Consider the following 19,017-nt stretch of genomic DNA (forward strand, 5'->3'; position numbering starts at 1 on the left):
ACAACAATTGTGGTGTTGTTATTCAGTTGTGTTGGTTCCGTGCAACCATTCCCCTGGTGTTGGGGGTTGTTGGTTGGGAACCACATAGTGGACGCTAGCAGAGTTTGTATATATCTGTGTGGTGTAAGTTGTTGGCCTATTAGTACCGGTCAGCTTCACGAGTCGTTAGTCCTCGCTTCCACATCCGGCCTATCAACCCAGTGGTCTGGCTGGGGGCCTCTCACACCCGAGGGTGTATGGAAATCTCATCTTGAAGCGAGCTTCCCGCTTAGATGCTTTCAGCGGTTATCCCATCCGAACGTAGCTAATCAGCGGTGCACTTGGCAGTACAACTGACACACCAGAGGTTCGTCCGTCCCGGTCCTCTCGTACTAAGGACAGCCCTTCTCAAATTTCCTGCGCGCGCAGCGGATAGGGACCGAACTGTCTCACGACGTTCTAAACCCAGCTCGCGTACCGCTTTAATGGGCGAACAGCCCAACCCTTGGGACCTACTCCAGCCCCAGGATGCGACGAGCCGACATCGAGGTGCCAAACCATGCCGTCGATATGGACTCTTGGGCAAGATCAGCCTGTTATCCCCGAGGTACCTTTTATCCGTTGAGCGACGGCCATTCCACAATGTACCGCCGGATCACTAGTCCCGACTTTCGTCCCTGCTCGAGATGTCTCTCTCACAGTCAAGCTCCCTTGTGCACTTACACTCGACACCTGATTGCCAACCAGGCTGAGGGAACCTTTGGGCGCCTCCGTTACTTTTTAGGAGGCAACCGCCCCAGTTAAACTACCCATCAGGCACTGTCCCTGACCCGGATTACGGGCCGAAGTTAGATGTCCAAAGTGACCAGAGTGGTATTTCAACGATGACTCCACCCGAACTGGCGTCCGGGCTTCAACGTCTCCCACCTATCCTACACAAGCCACTCCGAACACCAATACCAAACTATAGTAAAGGTCTCGGGGTCTTTCCGTCCTGCTGCGCGTAACGAGCATCTTTACTCGTACTGCAATTTCGCCGAGTTTATGGTTGAGACAGCGGGGAAGTCGTTACTCCATTCGTGCAGGTCGGAACTTACCCGACAAGGAATTTCGCTACCTTAGGATGGTTATAGTTACCACCGCCGTTTACTGGGGCTTAAATTCTCAGCTTCGCCTTGCGGCTAACCGGTCCTCTTAACCTTCCAGCACCGGGCAGGAGTCAGTCCGTATACATCGTCTTGCGACTTCGCACGGACCTGTGTTTTTAGTAAACAGTCGCTTCCCCCTGGTCTCTGCGGCCCCGATCCCCTCCCGGTCGCTAGTACCGTTCAAGGTTGGGGCCCCCCTTCTCCCGAAGTTACGGGGGCATTTTGCCGAGTTCCTTAACCATAATTCTCTCGATCGCCTTGGTATTCTCTACCTGATCACCTGTGTCGGTTTGGGGTACGGGCGGCTAAAACCTCGCGTCGATGCTTTTCTCGGCAGCATAGGATCACCAAATCCCCCCAAACGGGGGTCCCATCAGATCTCAGGCTTCGTGAGTGGCGGATTTGCCTACCACTCGCCCTACATCCTTAGACCGGGACAACCATCGCCCGGCTCGGCTACCTTCCTGCGTCACACCTGTTAATACGCTTGCCTCCCGGGATCAGGTCCTGCGCTCCACCAAAACCCTCACACCACAAGGGTGATCGGGCAGGTCTCGGGCAGTTAGTATCCCCCGCTCAGCATGGGCGGTTTTTCGCCGGTACGGGAATATCAACCCGTTGTCCATCGACTACGCCTGTCGGCCTCGCCTTAGGTCCCGACTTACCCAGGGCAGATTAGCTTGACCCTGGAACCCTTGATCATTCGGCGGACGGGTTTCTCACCCGTCTTTCGCTACTCATGCCTGCATTCTCACTCGTGTAGGCTCCACCGCTGGTTTACACCGCGACTTCACCGCCCACACGACGCTCCCCTACCACTCCGGACGCCTGAACTAACTCCACAAGGAAGCAGCTTAGCTAAAATCCGAAATCCACAACTTCGGCGGTGTACTTGAGCCCCGCTACATTGTCGGCGCGGAATCACTTGACCAGTGAGCTATTACGCACTCTTTTAAGGGTGGCTGCTTCTAAGCCAACCTCCTGGTTGTCTGGGCAACTCCACATCCTTTCCCACTTAGCACACGCTTAGGGGCCTTAGTTGGTGGTCTGGGCTGTTTCCCTCTCGACTATGAAGCTTATCCCCCACAGTCTCACTGCTGCGCTCTCACTTACCGGCATTCGGAGTTTGGCTGACGTCAGTAACCTTGTAGGGCCCATTAGCCATCCAGTAGCTCTACCTCCAGCAAGAAACACGCAACGCTGCACCTAAATGCATTTCGGGGAGAACCAGCTATCACGAAGTTTGATTGGCCTTTCACCCCTACCCACAGCTCATCCCCTCCATTTTCAACTGAAGTGGGTTCGGTCCTCCACGACGTCTTACCGTCGCTTCAACCTGGCCATGGGTAGATCACTTCGCTTCGGGTCTAGATCACGCCACTGCAACGCCCTATTCAGACTCGCTTTCGCTACGGCTGCCCCACACGGGTTAACCTCGCGACGTAACACTAACTCGCAGGCTCATTCTTCAAAAGGCACGCCGTCACCAGAATCAGACTGGCTCCGACGGATTGTAAGCACACGGTTTCAGGTACTGTTTCACTCCCCTCCCGGGGTACTTTTCACCTTTCCCTCACGGTACTGGTCCGCTATCGGTCATTAGGGAGTATTTAGGCTTATCAGGTGGTCCTGACAGATTCGCACGGGATTTCTCGGGCCCCGTACTACTTGGGATACTCTCACAGGCGGTACAAACACATTACGGTTACGGGACTAACACCCTCTCTGGCCGGCCTTTCAAAACCGTTCACCTATGCGCGCACATCACACCCCACCAGCCCGGCAGAACTGGTACGGAAAGTCCCACAACCCCGACCATGCAACGCCCGCCGGCTATCACACATGGAACGGTTTAGCCTGATCCGCGTTCGCTCGCCACTACTAACGGAATCACTATTGTTTTCTCTTCCTGCGGGTACTGAGATGTTTCACTTCCCCGCGTTCCCCCCACGCACCCTATGTGTTCAGGTACGGGTCACCAAGTCACTCGCGCGCTTGGCGGGGTTTCCCCATTCGGACACCCTGGGATCACAGTCCGGTTATCGACTCCCCCAGGCTTATCGCAGATTCCTACGTCCTTCTTCGGCTCCTAATGCCAAGGCATCCACCGTGTGCTCTTAAAAACTTGACCACAAAGATCAAAAACAAAAAACACTCGAGAGAACCATGAAAACCAACCACGCTCCCAACACCCCAAAAGGGCATCAACAACACAGCCAGATCCAGGTTCATTATCTTGGAAATTGCTTCTTATACAAGATGCTCGCGTCCACTATGTAGTTCTCAAACAACAACCCCACACCACACACCCCCACACACAACCCCCAAAAGGGAGCCAGCATGCGCGGAGGCGTCATGGCAGGGAAACCAGAAACAAACAAACCCACAAGCCAAAAGACCCGCGGCCCTGTTGCCTCAGGACCCAACAGTGTGCCAAACACTAAACCACCCCGTCCCCCACCCACCGTTCCAGAACCATCACTGGCTCGTACTAGGACAAGAAGAAAACAACGCGGCCGCTATTTGTTGATATTCCACCCATGAGCACCCGCCGCAGAACTTGCGTCTGCGCAACGGGCTTTGCTTCCTGACAAACCCCCACCACCACATACGCGGCATGAACGATTTGTAGGTGCTCCTTAGAAAGGAGGTGATCCAGCCGCACCTTCCGGTACGGCTACCTTGTTACGACTTAGTCCCAATCGCCAGTCCCACCTTCGACAGCTCCCTCCCACAAGGGGTTAGGCCACCGGCTTCGGGTGTTACCAACTTTCGTGACTTGACGGGCGGTGTGTACAAGGCCCGGGAACGTATTCACCGCAGCGTTGCTGATCTGCGATTACTAGCGACTCCGACTTCATGGGGTCGAGTTGCAGACCCCAATCCGAACTGAGACCGGCTTTTTGGGATTAGCTCCACCTCACAGTATCGCAACCCTTTGTACCGGCCATTGTAGCATGCGTGAAGCCCAAGACATAAGGGGCATGATGATTTGACGTCGTCCCCACCTTCCTCCGAGTTGACCCCGGCAGTCTCCTATGAGTCCCCACCATCACGTGCTGGCAACATAGAACGAGGGTTGCGCTCGTTGCGGGACTTAACCCAACATCTCACGACACGAGCTGACGACAACCATGCACCACCTGTAAACCGACCGCAAGCGGGGGACCTGTTTCCAGGTCTTACCGGTTCATGTCAAGCCTTGGTAAGGTTCTTCGCGTTGCATCGAATTAATCCGCATGCTCCGCCGCTTGTGCGGGCCCCCGTCAATTCCTTTGAGTTTTAGCCTTGCGGCCGTACTCCCCAGGCGGGGCACTTAATGCGTTAGCTACGGCGCGGAAAACGTGGAATGTCCCCCACACCTAGTGCCCAACGTTTACGGCATGGACTACCAGGGTATCTAATCCTGTTCGCTCCCCATGCTTTCGCTCCTCAGCGTCAGTTAATGCCCAGAGACCTGCCTTCGCCATCGGTGTTCCTCCTGATATCTGCGCATTTCACCGCTACACCAGGAATTCCAGTCTCCCCTACATCACTCTAGTCTGCCCGTACCCACCGCAGATCCGGAGTTGAGCCCCGGACTTTCACGGCAGACGCGACAAACCGCCTACGAGCTCTTTACGCCCAATAATTCCGGATAACGCTTGCGCCCTACGTATTACCGCGGCTGCTGGCACGTAGTTAGCCGGCGCTTCTTCTGCAGGTACCGTCACTTTCGCTTCTTCCCTACTGAAAGAGGTTTACAACCCGAAGGCCGTCATCCCTCACGCGGCGTCGCTGCATCAGGCTTGCGCCCATTGTGCAATATTCCCCACTGCTGCCTCCCGTAGGAGTCTGGGCCGTGTCTCAGTCCCAGTGTGGCCGGTCACCCTCTCAGGCCGGCTACCCGTCGTCGCCTTGGTAGGCCATTACCCCACCAACAAGCTGATAGGCCGCGAGTCCATCCAAAACCACAAAAGCTTTCCACCAACCACCATGCGATAGTCAGTCATATCCGGTATTAGACCCAGTTTCCCAGGCTTATCCCAGAGTCAAGGGCAGGTTACTCACGTGTTACTCACCCGTTCGCCACTAATCCAGGAGCAAGCTCCCTTCATCGTTCGACTTGCATGTGTTAAGCACGCCGCCAGCGTTCATCCTGAGCCAGGATCAAACTCTCCGTTGAAGTAAAACAGACACAACCACAACCACCGGAAATAACGGCGACCACGGCTGCACAAAATTTGAAACCAGCTGTAAAAACCATGCCAACCACGGGGTGGCGGCACAGCAAATTCAACCAATTCATAAAAAATCGGTATCAACAAACTTGGCACACTATTGAGTTCTCAAACAACAGACACACCCGGCACCACCCAAACATTCCGTTCAGGATCGCTCCGGAGCAACTTTTCAAACTTACCCGATCAACCACCCCGATGCAAATCCGTCTTTCAGGATTCCCATCAGCATGAAGACCGCCCCCACCAGTTTCCGGCGCCCTAAGGAGCAACCAGATTTTGGCTTGCATTTGGGGGGGGTTTTGCCACCCGCGGTTACCAGCTCTTCGCTGTCTCCCCCGCGGCGACTTAGAAAACAATACACGCACTCTTGGCACACCGCAAACCGGCCGTCCACCGGCTTCCAAACCCCGGAATCCCGGGGCCGATGGGGCATGCAGGCACCCAGGCCGCCTGCCGCCGCCGTCATTCCCCTCTGTGTGCTGCCGCACAGTCTGCAGTACCTGCCTGCAGACAGCAGAAGGGCCGGCAACCCTAAGGTTGCCGGCCCTTCTCAAGCAGTTGGAATCAGCGGTGCTGAATTACCAGGAAGACTTGGTGACGCCCGGAAGCTCACCGCGGTGAGCCATGTCGCGGAAGCGAACACGGGAGATGCCGAACTTCTGGAGCGTGCCGCGGGGGCGTCCGTCGATGATGTCGCGGTTACGCAGACGGATCGGGGACGCGTTGCGGGGCAGCTTCTGCAGGCCCAGGCGGGCTGCTTCGCGTGCTTCGTCGGTTGCGTTTTCGTCAACCAGGGTCTTCTTCAGCTCGAGGCGCTTTGCAGCGTAACGCGCAACGATGACCTTGCGCTGCTCGTTGCGAGCAATCTTGGACTTCTTAGCCATGTTTAGCGCTCCTCTCGGAATTCGACGTGCTGGCGGATCTTGGGGTCGTACTTCTTCAGGACCATACGGTCAGGATCGTTACGACGGTTCTTGCGGGTTACGTAGGTGTAACCCGTGCCCGCGGTCGACTTGAGCTTGATGATGGGACGTACGTCCTTGTCCTTAGCCACTAGAGCTTCACCCCACGAGCCAGGATCTGGGCGACGACAACGTCGATGCCGCGTACGTCGATGGTCTTGATGCCCTTTGCAGATACCTGCAGCGTGACATTACGGCGCAGGGACGGGACCCAGTAGCGCTTCTTCTGAATGTTCGGATCGAACCGGCGCTTGTTGCGGCGGTGCGAGTGCGAAATGCTGTGCCCAAAGCCCGGCTCGGCTCCGGTCACTTGGCAGTGTGCTGCCATGACTTCTCCTCAAGAATTGAAAGTAATGATCCGCATATCTGCTGCTGGACCATGCTGCCAAGTGCGACCCAAAAATGAAGAAGGGCAACGGTTAGTCACGCAACTTGAGCCCCTAACTACCGGCCACCCTGGAGAAAATTACCGGGTAACCGGAGCAATTGCGCACGCTCCGCGCACTTGGCGCCTACCAAGTCTACGAGTTGGCGCAATTAAAGACCAATCGGGCGGCAAAGGGTGTATAAGGGCCACCAAAACATCACAGCCAGGGCTGGCCCTTTTTCACAGCAGGATCATAGTTTTTGCGCGCATCGTGGATGCATGAAGACGCAGCTCCTGCCGGCATCACCGGCCGCAAGCAGCTCCGGCCGCCCGGAGCTTTCACTGCCAGCACCGAAGAATCCCTACCGTGGCTGGTTCGCCCGCCAGTACCGGCAGCGCATGCTGCGGACGGATCTCCTGACGGTCATTGCCTGGACTTCCGTTGCCGCTGCGATTGCCCTTTGGCTTGCCGACGGCGGGGCCACCGGCATCATCTCACCCGCCGCTGCATTCACGGCAGCGGGCATTGTGGCCGGATTGGTGGGCATGGACCTGGTCCTGCTCATGCTTCTCCTGGCCGCGAGGATCCCTTTCATTGACCGCACCATCGGCCACGACCGGGCCCTGGAGTTCCACGGGAAGCTGGGAAAGCCCTCCCTGTACCTGCTCCTGACTCACGGCCTCCTGCTCGTTATTGGGTATGGCATGGCCGAGGGGCTGGATCCGGTCACCGAGTCCATCAACCTATGGGTCCAGGTGCCGGACATGTGGCTGGCATTCGTCTCCATGGCGCTGTTCATCGCCGTCGTGGTGACGTCTGTGGTGGCGGTCCGGCGTCGGTTCCCCTACGAGTTCTGGTACGTGGTGCACCTCCTGACCTATGCCGCGGTGGCAACGTCATTGCCCCACCAGTTCAGCGTGGGCGGCCTCTTTGCGGCCGGCACCTGGCAGCGCTGGTACTGGTTGGCCATCTGCATCTACACGGGCACGGCCCTGGTGTACTTCCGGGTGTTGGAGCCGGTGCTGGCCACGGCACGGCACCGGCTGACCGTGGCCCGCGTGGATGCCGTGGCGCCGGGCGTGGTGAACATCGTCATGAGCGGCCGGAAGCTGGACCAGCTGGCAGGCACGGGCGGACGCTTCTTCATCTGGCGCTTCCTGGCCCCGGGTATGTGGTGGCATCCGCACCCGTTCAGTCTGTCCGCCGAGCCTGTCCTGCAGGGCCCTGATGGACAGGGGACGCTGCGGGTCACCGTGCGGAACCTCGGCAACGGCTCGGCCCAGCTCCTCCGGCTGCGGAAGGGAACCAAGGTGGCCTTGGAAGGCCCTTACGGGTTGCTCAGCACGGCTGCAAGGACCCGGAACAAGGTGGTGATGATCGGTGCGGGCATCGGCATCACACCCCTGCGCGCACTGCTGGAGACCACGCCGTTCGCACCCGGCCAGGCGACCATCCTGCTTCGCGGCCACACAGACCAGGAGCTGTACCTGGGCCGCGAGATCCTTGACCTCTGCCGGGCCCGCGGAGTTCGGCTCTTCCAACTCACCGGGCCGCGGCCACAGGGGCAGGGCCGCTCCTCCTGGCTTCCGGAAGACGCCGTGCGGAGCGGCTACAGCCTCGCCTCCTATGTGCCGGACATAGCGGAAGCGGACGTCTATGTCTGCGGTCCGGCGGCGTGGGCGGCCAATGTCATAGCGGATGCCGGGAAGGCCGGCGTCCGTGAAGAACAGATCCATCACGAAAGGTTTGACTGGTGAAAATACGCGGAACAATCGCAGCGGGCCTGGCCTCCGCCGGGATCCTCATGGCTGGATGGCAGGCCGGCACGCAGGTGGGCGGCATCAGCACGGTGGCAACAAGTACGACGGCGACAGGCACCACGGATTCAACGGGCACCGGGTCGACGGGGACGGGTTCGTCCGGCACAGGTGGATCGACCGGCACGGGTTCGGCAGGTTCCGCCGGCTCGACCGGCTCAACCGGTTCGACCGGCTCGTCAGCCTCCGGCACCTACAAGGGAACCGCGGTTCAGACCCGGTTCGGTCCCGTGCAGGTCCAGATCACGGTGGCCAGCGGAAAGATCACGGAGGTCACCGCCCTGCAGCTGACCAACACCGACCGCAAGTCCATCCAGATCAGCAACCGCGCGGCACCCCTGCTCCGCACCAAGGTCCTCACGGCGCAGTCGGCCGATGTCCAGACCGTCAGCGGCGCAACCATCACCAGCGACGCGTACCTGGCTTCACTCCAGGCAGCCATCGATGCCGCCAGCCTCTAACCCAGTGGGCGCAGCAACCGGCGGTCCCATCCTGAAGGCCCGCACCTTTGAATGCATGGGTACGGTCATCGGCTTGACGCTGCCCATCGGCTCCCCCACGGAACGGCAACCAGGGCTTGACGAGCTCACCGCCGCCACCGCCGTCGTCGAACGCCTTTTCCGGGACCTGGACGAAAAATTCAGCCTGTACCGCCCGGATTCGGAAGCGGCCAGGCTGGCCCGCGGCGAATTGACGCTGCGCCGCGCCTCGGAGCAGATGCGCCAGCGGTATGCGGAGGCACATGAATGGCGGCTGCGCACGGACGGCGCCTTCACCCCTGAACGGCCCGACGGGGTACTGGACCTTTCCGGAATTATTAAAGGTCATGCAATCCGCGAGGCAGGTACCTCACTCCTGGCCCTGGGCCGGCAGGATTGGTGCCTCAATGCCGGCGGCGACGTCCTGGTCAGCGGCTCGCCCCGTCCCGGCAGCAGCGAGCCATGGAAGGCCGGCATCGTGGACCCGGCAGACCGCCGGACCCTGGTCACGGGCTGCGCACTGGGTGGCAGCAGCCGGCACACGGCGATTGCCACCTCCGGCTCCGCCGAGCGCGGGGAGCACATTTGGCGGGTGGGACGCGGAAATGAGTTTGTCCAGGTCACCGTGGCCGCGGCCGATATTGTCACGGCCGATGTCCTGGCTACGGCAATCGTTGCCGGCGGAAGCACCGTGCTGAACCGTGCCACGGAGCAATGGGATGTTGCCGTGCTGGCGATCCGCGCGGACAGCTCCATCCTGGCGACGCCGGCGTTCCACCCCGCCTGAGCCACGGCCGGGACCCCTACAGCCGCGTGAACGTGGGGTACTTCGGCTGCAGGTTGTCCCCGGACGACTTACCGGTTACGCGCCGGACCACCCACGGAGCCGCGTACTCGCGGAACCACTGGGCGTTGGCACGCAGGGCATCGGCACCGCTCAACTCCGGGACCGGGGACATCGGCGGGATGTCGATGGAGTGGTCGTATTTAAGGACCTCGAGGACCCGCTTGGCCATGTTGGCGTGCCCGGCAGCGGACATGTGCATCCGGTCGTGCGCCCACATGCCCCAGTCGTAGTACTCGCTGAAGCGCCAGTAATCCACCAGCAGCGCGCCGTGGTCGCCCGCGATTCCCCGGACCAGCTCGTTGTAAATGGCGGTACGGCCGCGCATCGTGCCAAAAACCTTTGAACCCCGGGCATCGAAACCGGTGAACATGACAACGGTGGCACCGGTGGCAGCCAGCTTCCCAACCGCGTCGTTGTACTCCACCAGGAGGTCATCGATGTCCACGCGCGGGCGAAGGATGTCGTTGGCACCGGCATAGATGCTCACCAGCGTGGGGTTGAGTTCGACGGCGGAGTCCACCTGCTCGGCCAGGATCTGGCGGAGCTTCCGGCCGCGGATGGCCAGGTTGGCGTAGCCGAAGTCAGGATCGGCGGCGCAGAGCTGCTCTGCCACCCGGTCTGCCCAGCCGCGAACACCGTTGGGGCGTGTGGGGTCGTCGTCTCCGACGCCTTCGGTGAATGAGTCGCCAAGGGCCACGAACCGGGAAGAAAAATCCATGCGGCCAGTTTGCCATCCGTTGCCGGGAGCAACCAATCAGTCGGTTATATGGCCGGGTCAGGCTGCGTCTCGCGCAGGATCCAGTGGTCCTTGTCCAGGCGTCCCACCACTTTTTCGCCGATCCGGGCCAGGTCCAGCACATCCTGCTCCGTCAGGGCGTCGAGGAACAGGTCGCGCACGTCCTCCACGTGGCCCGGGGCCAGCCCGACGATGGTGGCCATGCCCTCCTCGGTGAGGTGTACTGTGGTCACCCTTGCATCGTGGGGGTGGGGACGCCGTTCCACCCAGCCGCGCTTCTGCAGCTTGGTGACCACGTGCGACAGGCGGGACAGTGAAGCGCTGCTGCGCGCAGCGAGTTCGCTCATGGGCAGGAACCGGTCCTCGGCCTCGGACAACATGGCCAGGACCGTGTAGTCGAAGAGGGACAGCTTCCCCGCTGCATGCAGCCTGGTGTCGAGCGCCGCGGGCAGCAGCGTATTGATGCTCACCAGCGCCAACCAGGCGCGGCGTTCGTCAGCGGTGAGCCAGCGGGATTCGGTCATGGGCTCCATTCTACGATTGATCTTTCAAGTAGCTTGCTGCAGCACCGGTAGGCTTGGCCTCATGTATGTTGTCTCCCTCACCTACCGCGTGCCGCAGGAGATCGTGGACTTCCACAACGACGCCCACATCGCCTGGCTGCAGAAGGCGTTCGACGACGGCGTCTTCATTGCGGCCGGCCGCAAGATCCCCCGCACCGGAGGACTGCTGCTCTCGCAGTCGGAACGGGAAACCCTGGACGCGAGCCTGGCGCAGGACCCGTTCTACGTCAACGGCGTGGCCGACTTTGAGGTGTTGGAATTCCACGCCGGCCGGGTGGCCCCGGGGTTCGAAAACCTGTTGGACACCCCGCCCGCACAAACCAGCTAGGGTGGGCTGCCGCCGTCGGGCAATTCCGCGGCGACCTTCTTCAGCCCGCCTTTCCGCGGGACCTTCACCGGCCCGGGCCAGCGCGGGCTGAGCGTATCCCCCAGCGTTACGCCGCGGAGCTTGCGGCCAAAGAGCGGCAGCACCCAGTCGTGGACCCAGCGCCGCTGGCGCCGCTCCCACTCCCGCAGGCCGAGCCGGGGCGGCTGCTCCCAGTCCCTGGGCTTGATCTTGTGCGGCACACCCAGTTGGTCCAGCACCTGCCCGGCCAGGTATTTGTGCCCCGCTTTGGACATGTGGAGCCGGTCCGAGTCCCACATGCGCCGGTCGTGGAAGGCGTCCAGGCACCAGTAGTCCACCAGCACCGCGCCGTACTGGTCCGCGATCTCCCGCACCCGCTGGTTGTAATAGGTGTTGCGCTTCTTCAACGGCTCCAGGAGCGCGGAAACCTTGACGTCGAATCCGGTGAAGAGGACCACCGTGGCACCGGTGCCGGCGAGCCGGGCAACAAACCGTTCGTAGTCCGCCATGAGTGCTGCCATGTCCGTCTTCAGGTCCAGGATGTCGTTTCCGCCGGCGTAGAGGGTGACCAGGGTTGGCCGCATCTGCAGTGCCGGTTCCAGTTGCTCGTCGATAATGTGCCGCAGCCGTTTGCTTCGGACGGCCAGGTTGGCGTACTTCCACCCCGGCTGTGCCTTGGCGAGTTTCTCGGCCACCCGGTCGGCCCACCCCCGCACGCCATTGGGCAGCCGCTCATCCCGGTCCCCCACCCCTTCGGTGAAGGAGTCGCCAAGGGCAACAAAGACCCGCCGCCCGGAGTCAGGGAGCAAGGAATCACGCGCCACCGCCCCAACCTAACGGCACAAAGAAAAGCAAGGACGACGCCGGGATGAACAGTAAGTGCGCGGGCGTCGAGGTGAGGCGGCTGCGGAGTGCCCGGGCCCGTTCCCTCCCATAGGGAACGGGCCGGTCATCATGGTGTCCGTGACCCGCTGTCGGTCTGCATCCCTCCCTGGACCGGACGGAACTCCCAAGTGTAGGAGCCGTCAGCCTTCAAGCTCATCCTCAGGTGGCCCCAGGTGTCGCTGAACTTCCGCTGGATGTAGGCCGGGTCGCTGGTGAACGAGCGGAGGCCGATACCGCCAGTGGACACCTGGAACTGCTGCATGCCGTCCGGTACGCATTGGTCCGCGTTGTTCACAGGGCAGGTCCGCTCATAGTTGTGCTGGGAGCCGGACAGCAACACTTTCACCCGGTTGTTCCAGAACATGTCGATCCAAGGCTTCGCCTGGGTGAAGCGGGTGTGGCTGGACGTGTTGGAGGTGAAATATGGGTCATGGTAGACGGCAGCCAGATGTTTCCCGGCGGCCTTGGCCGCCTTCAGGTCAGCGTCCATTTCCGCGGTCATGGCCTGCGCCCGGGACGCGTTGTACCGCCACGTTGCGGTGGGCGCCACCAGGATGTGCCAGTTGCCCTTATCGAACGAATACCACTCCATGGCATCCTGGAACCGGCCCAGAGTAGTGCTGGTAGCGGACTTGGTGGTACTCACGCATTGGCCGTCCATGAACCGGTCCACGTCATCATTTACACCCGGCTCCAGGTCGTGGTTGGGGCCCGTGGTCCAGTACGTCTTGGCCTTCAAGCCGCCCCACAGCGTGTTCCATGCCCCCAGCGTCGAGCAGGTCCCCTTGTCGTACTGGAAGTCCCCGATTGCGAGGAAATTATCCAACGAACCGTCGTTGAGGCCGCCGATGATGCTTGCAGCATTCTTACCGGACGCCGAGCTCGTCGACGTATTTCCTGCAGGGTTCATGTCGCCAACGGCCGCGAATTCGAAAGAATCACCCGACGGCGGAGTGGTAGGCGCCGGGGTCGGGCTAGAGGTAGGCGCCGGGCTGGACGTCGGGGTGGGGGTAGGCGCCGGGCTCAGGCCGGCCGCGCCTGCAGCCGGGTAAACACGTACCCAGTCCACGCGCATTTCCCCTGCACCGTCAGCAGTGGAATCCGGGAACCAATCCAGCTGCAGCGTCTGGTGCATGCTGCCTGGCGGCTGGTGGGTGGGGTCGTTGTCCTCGAACCACTTCACGCCATCCACGTAACCGACCATCCCGGCGGGGGACCAGTCCACGGCGTAGTTGTGGAACTGGGAGACGTCCAGCGTCTTGCTGGCCCTGGTCTGGGAGTTGCTGCAGGAGAAGTGCTGGAAGAACTTGATGACGTTCCAGTCGCCCGATGTTTCCGCGTAATCCACTTCACCGTCGCAAGGCCAGTTCCCGCTGTCCGGCCACAGGATCGAGACCATGTGGTATTCGTTGTCGCCCGACCCGGCGGCGCGGACCTCCCACCGCCCGTACTTCTGGCGGGCGAACTTCGCGGACATGCCGGCGGTTGTCCCGTCGGGTGTTCCGTTCATGACCATTTTGGAGCCGTCCACTTTTACCTGCTGTGGGCTGCGGATGCCCTTGCCGGCGTGTCCTGCGCTGTTGTAGACGCTCCATTTGGTTGCGTCCGGGGCTCCGGTGTAATTGAACTCGTCCCCGGCGACGGGAGCGCCCCAGTTCTGCGTGGTGGCAGCCTGGGCACCACTCGGATCAGTGGGCGCAGGTGTGGGGGTGGGGGTCGGCGTCGGGGTGGGGTTCGCCACCACCACGTCAGCCTCGGTGGTGATCACCAGCTTGGGGCGGAGCGCTGCGTCCAAGGCCTGGTTCGATTTGAAGCCCAGCCACTTCTGAACGCCGGATTCCAGCCTGAAGTTCTGCTCACCGCCGGTGGCGGTGACGCCCCTGGTGACGTCCCATTCCACCCAGGCGCCGTTGGAGAACCCGCCGGTCTTGCCCAGCCAGGTCCCGCGCGCCGGCGCGTTGTTCCAGGTGACGCCCGTTTCGGTCCATGCCCCGCTCGTGGTGTAAACATCCACAAACTCAGTCGATGTTGCCGCCGCCTCGGAGTAGGCCCGCAGCTTTGCCGAGACGATGTGCTCCCCGGCAGGGACCTGGACGTTGAACCGCAGCAGACTGTTCCGCGCGATGCTTGTCCGGCCCTCCGTGGACCATCGGACGCTGGTCCCGAAGTTCTCTGTTGGCCGGTCGGCCTGAACGTAAGTGTCGGCGGTCGGCGCGAATGTCAGCGCTCCAACCGCGTTGGCCACGCTGCCCACTACCGCGAGCGAAACGAGCATGACTAAAAGTGTCAGGGCAGAAATAGCCCGCCGCAGGATGGTTTTCATGGAATGAGACCTTAATGTTCCAGTTGAAATAACCGAAGCATACGGCTTGTCACACCCTATGACATAGCAATTACCGATCTGGAGATTCTTGAAAACGTGTGTTACGCGGGAGCAGGCTGAAGTGACGCCACAACGAGCCGTGACTGACGACTTGCGTAGGAGCGCATCGCCGACACCAGAGCTGAGTGAGGCCGCCCGCGGCCGAAGGAAGCGCCGGGAGGTGTCTAAGCGACGGCAAGTCGGCAGTTACGGCGCCTCAACCAAGGGCCGAAGCTAGCCTTCGGCTTTGCCCTTCCGCCAGTAACCCATGAAGGCCACCTGTTTCCGGTCCATCCCCACGTCGCGCACCAGGTAGCGCCGCAGGTCCTTGATGACGGCTGCTTCGCCGGCTATCCAGGCGTAGAAGGGCATGGCGCCCGCGGGCATGGCGGGGTTCTTGGTGGCGCTGATGTCCGCGGTCTCCAGGCGGGCGGGCGTCTCCCAAAGGATGTCCGTGTCCACGTTGACGTCCTCGGGCTCGGGCCCTGCGCCGCCGTCGTCCGTTCTGATGCCCACCCAGCCCGGCTCGGGGACGGCTTTGCGCACGGCCTCCTGCAGGAGTTGGCCGTGGGGCCGGGAGCGGCCGATGGTGGCGCCGCGGGCCAGCCAGGTGATTTCGATGTCGGCCGGGGAGTGGAGCTCCAGGAAGTCGCCGGCCTGCGGAACCTCAAGGAATGCGTGCCCGCTCATGTACGCCGGGAGCGTTCCGAGGATGGCGGAGATGGCCGGGACGGCGGTCTCGTCGCCGGCAAGCAGGATGCGCTGGGCCAGGCCGGGACGCCATTCGATGCCGGAGTAGGTCTCCGCGGTGACGCAATGGGCGGCGCGGTTGTTGGGGCCGATGATGGTGAGGGCGTCGCCGGGCCGGGCGTTGAGGGCCCAGCCGGCGGCGGGTCCGGTGCTGTCCGGCCCGTCGAGGTGCATCACGAAGTCGACGTCGATCTCGGGGTACACCCCGTCCAGCCGTGCCTCGCGGACGGTGTAGGTCCGCATGGAGCCACGCACTTCCGGGTCCATCGCAAGCCAGTCGCGGTACCACCCGGCCTGGCCCGTGTGGAACGCAGGCAGCGGCAACTGTGAGCCGTCCGGGGCCAGGGACGGAATCAGGAGCTTGATCCGGAGGTCCAGGGTATGGCCGTGGACGCCGAAATCACGCAGCGAGTAGCCTCCGAACGTGATCCTCCGGAACGTGGGGCTGAGCTGCTGGACGGAGGATACGGTCACCTCGAAGGCAAGGCTCATCGGCTGGGCGGTCACAGGCTGGGCAGGTGCGTTGTCGCGGGTCTTCATGAAACGAGCTCCAGATCGTTGGCGGGGACGTGGTGGCGGCCGATGGGAATGATCAGCGGGGTGGCCGAGACGGGGTCCGGGATGACCCTGCTCTCCAGGCCGAAGACGTCGCGGACCAATTCTTCCGTCACCACCTCGCGCGGGGACCCCACTGCCGCCACGGCACCGTCCTTCATGGCGATGACGTTGTCGGCGTAGCGCGCGGCCAGGTTCAGATCGTGCAGGACGATGGCCACGGTGGTGCCGTGCCTGCGGTTCAGGTCCGTGACCAGGTCCAGAACCTCCACCTGGTGGGCCAGGTCGAGGTAGGTGGTGGGTTCGTCCAGCAGCAGGACGTCGGTTTCCTGGGCCAGCGCCATCGCAATCCAGGCCCGCTGCCGCTGGCCGCCGGACAGTTCGTCCACGTCGCGCCCGGCCAGGTCCAGCGTTCCGGTGGCTTTCAGCGCACCCTGCACGGCGGCGTCGTCCTTTTCACTCCAACTCCGGAAGAAACCCTGGTGCGGGTAGCGCCCGCGTCCCACCAGGTCGCGGACGGTGATGCCATCCGGTGCGGTGGGGTGCTGGGGAAGCAGGCCGAGGGTCCGGGCCAGTTCGCGGGCGGGCCGGGTATGGATGTCCCTGCCGTCGAGGGTCACGGCGCCGCCGGAGGGCTTCAGGAGCCGGGACAGTCCGCGGAGCAGGGTGGACTTTCCGCAGGCGTTTGCCCCCACGATCATGGTCACCTTGCCCGCGGGAATCCGGACACTGAGCCCGTCCACCACACAGCGCTGGCCGTAGGTGAGCGTCAGGTCCTGGGCTTCGAGAACTGCCACGTCAGGAATCCTTTCGGTTGGCCGTGACCAGGAGCCACAGCAGGAACGGGGCGCCGAGCGCGCCGGTGGCCACACCCACCGGCAGGACGGTGCCGTCCAGGAACAGCGGGGCGAGGTTCGCGGCGACGAAGTCCGCCGCCAGGACAATCAGGGCACCCACCAGAGCCGACGCCGGCAGGCTGGCTTTGCAGGCGAAGCGGCGGGCGATGGGACCGGCGAGGAAGGCGACGAATGAGACCGGGCCGGCGGCCGCGGTCGCCACGGCCGCGAGCGCCACCGCAATGAGCACCAATGCCAGGCGGGCCCCGTTGACGCGCACGCCCAATCCGCCCGCGGCATCGTCGCCCAGTTCCAGGATGCGCAGCGGACCGGCAACGACCACGACGGCGGGAACCAGCACCACGAGCGCCAGGAACAGGACTCCGGCCCGGTCCCAGTTGGCGGAGTTCAAGGATCCGTTGAGCCAGACCAGGACGTCGGCGGCGGTGCGGATGTCGGCGCGGGTCATCAGGAAACTGACCACGGCGTGCAGGGCGGCCGCGATCCCGATACCGGCCAGGACCAGCCGGTTTCCCGCGGCATTCCCCCGCCCGGTCCCGCGGACAGCCCCGCCGCTGGAGATCCCATGGATCAGGGCGGCCACGGCCAGCGCGCCCACGAACGCCGCCGCGGAAACAACAGCACCGGAGGCGCCGAAAATGACAATGGCGGTCACGGCGGCTGCACTGGCGCCGGAACTGATGCCGATGACGTCAGGGCTGGCGAGCGGGTTCCGCAGCATGGTCTGGAACAGTGCGCCGGCCAGCCCGAAGGCGATTCCGATCATGGTGCCGGTGACGGCCCGCGGAAGCTTGTTCTCCATCACGATGAAGCTGGCGCCGGGAATTTTCGCACCGCCGCTCACATGGTTGACCACGATGGTGAAGAGGTCCGGGATGGTCACCGTGTAGCTGCCCAGCAGCACAGACGCGAAGAACAGGAGCACCACGGCGGCTGCCAACACGGCGGTCCGGTTCAGGTGCGGGCGTCCCCGGCGTTGCTCCATCAGTTGTGGTCCCTTAGAGGGGGTTATAGCAGCCATATCTGATGGAGCAAGCCGGGGTTTGAGGAGCGTCACAGCCCGGCCCCCTTTCCGCGGCGGATCAGCCATACGAACACCGGCGCACCCACCAGGGCGGTCATGATGCCGGCTGGGACTTCGCCCGGAAGCAGGACCACCCGCCCAAGGATGTCGGCACCCATCAGCAGGACGGGGGCCAGCACCAGGGAAAAGGGCAGGATCCAGCGGTAGTCGGGGCCGGTCAGGAAGCGCACGGCATGCGGTACCACCAGGCCCACGAAGCCGATGGGCCCCGCCAGCGCGGTAGCCGTACCGCACAGCAGGACGATGCCAAGGGCCACCACGGCGCGGGACGCCCCAACCCGCTGGCCAAGTCCCCGGGCCACGTCGTCCCCCAGGGCCAGGCCGTTGAGGGTCCGGCCGGCCAGCAGCACGAGGAGGGCACCGGCGGCCAGGAACGGCAGTCCGGGCAGAAGCACGGTCCAGTCACGGCCCGCGATGCCGCCCACCTGCCAGAAGCGGAACCTGTCCAGGGTGTCCTGGCTGGAGACCAGGATGACATTCATGAGCGAGGACAGTCCGGCGCTGAGCGCGGCCCCCGCCAGCGCGAGTTTTACCGGAGTGGCACCATCCCTGCCCAGCGAGGCGATGAGGTACACCACGACGGCGGCAGCGGCGGCCCCGAGAAAGGCGAACCAGACGTAGCCGGAGAAGCTGGCCACGCCGAAGACGTAGATTCCGATGACCACGGCCAGGGCAGCTCCGGCATTGACGCCAATGATGCCGGGATCGGCCAGCGGATTGCGGGCGACTCCCTGCATCGCGGCACCGGCCAGGCCCAGGGCGCCCCCGGCCAGCAGGCCCAGGAGCGTGCGCGGGATGCGGGCCTGGACCACGGCATGGTCACCGTTCGTGGGATCGAACGCGGCGAGGGCCTGCCAGACATCACCCAGGGCAACGTCCCGCGCCCCCACGGCCAGCGATGCTCCGGCCACCAGCACCAGCACGACGACGGCGGCAACCAGCCAGGCGGTGCGCTTCGTTCCCGAAGCATCGCCGCGGCGGGGGGCAGCGGCTCCCTTGGCCGGCACCGGGGTGCCGGTGCCCGTGACCGGACATGCCGTCGTCGTACTCATGAAG

Annotated in this window: 15 protein-coding genes and 2 rRNA genes; 4 read left to right on the forward strand and 13 right to left on the reverse strand. The window is 62.8% G+C overall.

Annotation, left to right across the window (positions count from 1 at the left end; translation table 11 throughout):
* Positions 1-118: 118 nt before the first annotated feature.
* From FBY36_RS07790 to rpmB, 5 genes are all read right to left on the reverse strand, one after another.
* A 23S ribosomal RNA gene (locus FBY36_RS07790) occupies positions 119-3,258 on the reverse strand.
* Between the two features lie 512 nt (positions 3,259-3,770).
* Positions 3,771-5,292, reverse strand: a 16S ribosomal RNA gene (locus FBY36_RS07795).
* The 16S and 23S rRNA genes sit together here, the layout of an rRNA operon.
* A 636-nt stretch (positions 5,293-5,928) precedes the next feature.
* On the reverse strand, positions 5,929-6,234 hold the full coding sequence (gene rpsN, locus FBY36_RS07800) for a 30S ribosomal protein S14 (RefSeq protein WP_142029403.1): 306 nt from the start codon (positions 6,232-6,234) through the stop codon (positions 5,929-5,931).
* Positions 6,235-6,236: 2 nt separating this feature from the next.
* Positions 6,237-6,404 carry a 50S ribosomal protein L33 gene (gene rpmG, locus FBY36_RS07805; RefSeq protein ID WP_013602737.1) on the reverse strand — a complete coding sequence of 56 codons (168 nt, stop codon included), beginning with the start codon at positions 6,402-6,404 and terminating at the stop codon, positions 6,237-6,239.
* A complete protein-coding gene (gene rpmB, locus FBY36_RS07810) occupies positions 6,404-6,640 on the reverse strand; it encodes a 50S ribosomal protein L28 (RefSeq protein WP_142118317.1) in 237 nt (78 codons plus the stop codon). The genes rpmG and rpmB overlap by 1 nt, the downstream gene beginning before the upstream one ends.
* 318 nt (positions 6,641-6,958) lie before the next feature.
* Between rpmB and FBY36_RS07815 the strand changes: the two genes are divergently transcribed.
* Genes FBY36_RS07815 through FBY36_RS07825 form a run of 3 tightly spaced genes read left to right on the forward strand, consistent with a single transcriptional unit; the run spans position 6,959 to position 9,763 of the window.
* Complete coding sequence (locus FBY36_RS07815) at positions 6,959-8,437, forward strand: ferredoxin reductase family protein (protein WP_142118319.1); 1,479 nt, start codon at positions 6,959-6,961, stop codon at positions 8,435-8,437.
* On the forward strand, positions 8,434-8,958 hold the full coding sequence (locus FBY36_RS07820) for an FMN-binding protein (RefSeq protein ID WP_142118321.1): 525 nt from the start codon (positions 8,434-8,436) through the stop codon (positions 8,956-8,958). The genes FBY36_RS07815 and FBY36_RS07820 overlap by 4 nt, the downstream gene beginning before the upstream one ends.
* A 55-nt stretch (positions 8,959-9,013) precedes the next feature.
* Entirely contained in the window at positions 9,014-9,763 is a 750-nt protein-coding gene (locus tag FBY36_RS07825; protein WP_200830566.1) for an FAD:protein FMN transferase, read from the forward strand.
* Between the two features lie 16 nt (positions 9,764-9,779).
* Here the strand turns inward: FBY36_RS07825 and FBY36_RS07830 are convergent, their stop codons facing one another.
* Together FBY36_RS07830 and FBY36_RS07835 are read right to left on the reverse strand one after the other, a co-directional pair.
* Positions 9,780-10,541, reverse strand: coding sequence for an SGNH/GDSL hydrolase family protein (locus FBY36_RS07830; RefSeq protein WP_142118325.1), 762 nt, complete (start codon positions 10,539-10,541; stop codon positions 9,780-9,782).
* Between the two features lie 44 nt (positions 10,542-10,585).
* Positions 10,586-11,083 carry a MarR family winged helix-turn-helix transcriptional regulator gene (locus tag FBY36_RS07835; protein ID WP_142118327.1) on the reverse strand — a complete coding sequence of 166 codons (498 nt, stop codon included), beginning with the start codon at positions 11,081-11,083 and terminating at the stop codon, positions 10,586-10,588.
* Positions 11,084-11,144: 61 nt separating this feature from the next.
* On the opposite strand from FBY36_RS07835, the gene FBY36_RS07840 reads away from it, so the two are divergent.
* The gene (locus FBY36_RS07840; protein WP_142118329.1) at positions 11,145-11,450 is read left to right on the forward strand and encodes a YciI family protein; all 306 of its coding nucleotides are present in this window, start codon (positions 11,145-11,147) and stop codon (positions 11,448-11,450) included.
* On the opposite strand, the gene FBY36_RS07845 is transcribed toward FBY36_RS07840, so the two are convergent.
* The 6 genes from FBY36_RS07845 to FBY36_RS07870 all read right to left on the reverse strand — a co-directional run bounded on the left by FBY36_RS07845 (position 11,447) and on the right by FBY36_RS07870 (position 19,013).
* Complete coding sequence (locus tag FBY36_RS07845; protein WP_142118331.1) at positions 11,447-12,292, reverse strand: SGNH/GDSL hydrolase family protein; 846 nt, start codon at positions 12,290-12,292, stop codon at positions 11,447-11,449. The two genes, FBY36_RS07840 and FBY36_RS07845, sit on opposite strands and share 4 nt — an antisense overlap.
* A gap of 128 nt (positions 12,293-12,420) precedes the next feature.
* Entirely contained in the window at positions 12,421-14,628 is a 2,208-nt protein-coding gene (locus FBY36_RS07850) for a CBM96 family carbohydrate-binding protein (RefSeq protein ID WP_235008756.1), read from the reverse strand.
* Positions 14,629-14,949: 321 nt separating this feature from the next.
* The gene (locus tag FBY36_RS07855) at positions 14,950-16,005 is read right to left on the reverse strand and encodes a siderophore-interacting protein (protein ID WP_142118335.1); all 1,056 of its coding nucleotides are present in this window, start codon (positions 16,003-16,005) and stop codon (positions 14,950-14,952) included.
* Entirely contained in the window at positions 16,002-16,817 is an 816-nt protein-coding gene (locus FBY36_RS07860; RefSeq protein WP_142118337.1) for an ABC transporter ATP-binding protein, read from the reverse strand. Before FBY36_RS07860 ends, FBY36_RS07855 begins: the two co-directional genes overlap by 4 nt.
* Position 16,818: 1 nt before the next feature.
* The gene (locus tag FBY36_RS07865; protein ID WP_235008757.1) at positions 16,819-17,862 is read right to left on the reverse strand and encodes a FecCD family ABC transporter permease; all 1,044 of its coding nucleotides are present in this window, start codon (positions 17,860-17,862) and stop codon (positions 16,819-16,821) included.
* Positions 17,863-17,930: 68 nt separating this feature from the next.
* Positions 17,931-19,013: a FecCD family ABC transporter permease gene (locus FBY36_RS07870; RefSeq protein WP_142118340.1), complete on the reverse strand. Its 1,083-nt coding sequence runs from the start codon at positions 19,011-19,013 to the stop codon at positions 17,931-17,933.
* Positions 19,014-19,017: the final 4 nt, after the last annotated feature.

This window comes from Arthrobacter sp. SLBN-122 (assembly GCF_006715165.1).
Classification (GTDB): domain Bacteria; phylum Actinomycetota; class Actinomycetes; order Actinomycetales; family Micrococcaceae; genus Arthrobacter.